The organism is Aminobacter sp. P4_H6_2 (assembly GCF_056400805.1).
In genome coordinates, this window is record NZ_JBFUKO010000727.1 from 1 (window position 1) to 2,528 (window position 2,528).

The 2,528-nt window shown below is 63.3% G+C and carries 3 protein-coding genes; all 3 read left to right on the forward strand.

Translation table 11 applies throughout. The features are described from left to right. The coding region (locus AC1DUU_RS29250; protein ID WP_476786825.1) for an ABC transporter ATP-binding protein at positions 1-825 on the forward strand (825 nt) is incomplete at its 5' end. After that, a complete protein-coding gene (locus tag AC1DUU_RS29255; RefSeq protein WP_476786827.1) occupies positions 818-1,792 on the forward strand; it encodes an ABC transporter ATP-binding protein in 975 nt (324 codons plus the stop codon). The genes AC1DUU_RS29250 and AC1DUU_RS29255, both read left to right, overlap by 8 nt. 41 nt (positions 1,793-1,833) lie before the next feature. Further along, the coding region (locus tag AC1DUU_RS29260; RefSeq protein ID WP_476786826.1) for an amidohydrolase family protein at positions 1,834-2,528 on the forward strand (695 nt) is incomplete at its 3' end.

A 2,528-nucleotide genomic window follows, 5' to 3' on the forward strand; every position in this document is an offset into this window, starting at 1 on the left:
CTGCTGCGCCTGCTTCCCGAAGCCGCAAGCGTCACTGGCGGCAGGATCGAGATCGACGGTGTCGACCTGCTCAAGCTTGATCAGCGAACCGTCGAGGACTATCGCGGCGAAAAGATCGCCATGATCTTCCAGGAACCGCTGACAGCACTCAACCCTGTCTTGACCATCGGCGAGCAGATCGCCGAAGCCGTGCGCCAGCATCGTAAGCTTGGCCGTCGCCCAGCGTTCGAGCGCGCGGTCGAGGCGCTGCGTCTGGTGCAGATGCCCGATCCGCAACGTCGGGCCCGGCAATATCCGCATGAGCTCTCGGGCGGCATGCGCCAGCGCGCGATGATCGCCCTTGCGCTGGTATGCGAACCGCGCATCCTCGTCGCCGACGAGCCCACCACSGCCCTCGACGTSACSATCCAGGCGCAGATACTAGGGCTCATTTCCGACCTGCAGAAACGTCTTGGCACCGCACTGGTGATGATCACCCATGACCTCGGTGTCGTCGCCGAGATCGCCGATCGCGTCGTGGTGATGTATGCCGGCCGCCGGATCGAGGAGGCGTCGGCCAACGACCTCTTCGACAATCCGATGCACCCATATACGCTGGGCCTGCTCGGCGCCATTCCGCGCTCGCACGCCGGTGCCAAGGTCGGCGAGYGGCTGGTCGATATCTCAGGCACCGTCCCCCCGCTCTGGGACCTGCCCAAGGGCTGTGCCTTTGCACCGCGTTGCCCGAAGGCTGCTCCGCGCTGTCATCAAGAACGACCGGAATTCGAAGAAAAGCAGCCTGGCCATTTTGCCGCCTGCTGGGAGGTCACTCATGCAAATGGCTGAAGCATCCGGACCGCTGTTGGCGGTCAAGGACCTGCAGGTTCACTTCGCAATTCGCAAGGGCGTGTTCAATCGTGTGGTCGGCGCCGTGCGCGCCGTCGATGGCGTAAGCTTTTCGTTGCGGCGCGGCGAAACTCTGAGCCTGGTGGGCGAATCCGGCTGCGGCAAGTCCACCACCGGGCTCGCCCTGCTCGGCTTGCTCAAGCCCAGTGGCGGCCAGGTCGAGTTCGACGGCCAGATCGTTCGTGATTTCCGTGGTTCAGCGCTCAAATCCTACCGCAAGCGCGTGCAGATCATCTTCCAGGATCCGTTCTCGTCGCTCAATCCGCGTCACCGGGTTCGCGACATCATCCGCGCACCGCTCGACATCCACCAGGTAGGCACGCGGGCCGAACGCGACACACGCGTCGCCGAGCTTATGGAGCGCGTCGGGTTGCGTCCCGATCAGGCCGGCAATTTCGCGCACCAGTTCTCCGGGGGYCAGCGCCAGCGCATCGGCATCGCGCGCGCCCTTGCGCTGAACCCGGACATCATCGTCTGCGACGAGCCGGTTTCAGCGCTCGACGTGTCGGTGCAAGCTCAGATCCTCAATTTGCTATCGGACCTGCAACGCGATCTCGGCGTCGCCTTCCTCTTCATCTCCCATGACCTTGGCGTCGTCGAATATCTCTCTCATCGCGTCGCCGTCATGTATCTCGGCAAGATCGTTGAGATCGCCGACAAGGCGGCGATCTTCGCCAACCCTTCGCACCCCTACACCGAACTTCTCATCGGCTCGGCACCGTCGCTCGATCCGCGCAACCGTCATCAGTTCAAAGCGTCCAACGACGACATTCCAAGCGCCACAAACAAGCCGTCCGGCTGCTCGTTTCACACGCGCTGCCCGCTTGCGACCGATGCCTGCCGCAAGGCCGAACCGGAACTGAGACTGCGCGACGACGGCCGCATGCTGGCCTGCCACCACCGATAGAACGCCTCAACTGCTGACCAATAACCTGCTGAAATGATCCCATGACCCAGAGCTACATATTCACCGGCGGCAAGGTTCTCGATGCCGCCAAGGGCGTCCTGCTCGACGGACTGTCCGTGCTTGTGCGCGACGGCAGAATTGTCGAGGTCGCCTCGTCCATCGCCGCCCCCGCCGACGCGGTCGAGGTAACACTTGGCGGCAAGACGCTGATGCCAGGCCTGATCGACTGTCATGTGCATGTGGTAGCGGAATCCCTCGACCTCTGGTCAAACGCCATCGCACCGTCATCTCTTGCAGCACTGCGCTCGGCGCGGGTGATGAACGAGGCGCTGATGCGCGGCTTCACCACCATGCGCGATCTTGGCGGCGCCGACCACGGACTGGTGCGCGCCGTGGAAGACGGGCTGATCGATGGCCCAAGGCTTGTGATTTGCGGCAAGGGCTTGTCGACAACCGGCGGTCACTGCGACTTGCGCCCGCGCACTGACGATCGCCCTGGCATCATGTCGGATCGCCTGGGGTCGATGGGTATTCTCGTTGACGGCGTCGACGACGTTCGCCGGGTGTCGCGCGAAATGATCAAGGGCGGCGCGCGCTTCATCAAGGTCATGGCCAATGGCGGCGTGTCCTCGCCGAACGATCCGATCCACTCGCTGCAGTTTTCAAGAGATGAACTGGCTGCGATCGTCGAGGAGGCGGAGAATGCCGGCCTCTATGTCTCGGCCCATGTCTACAC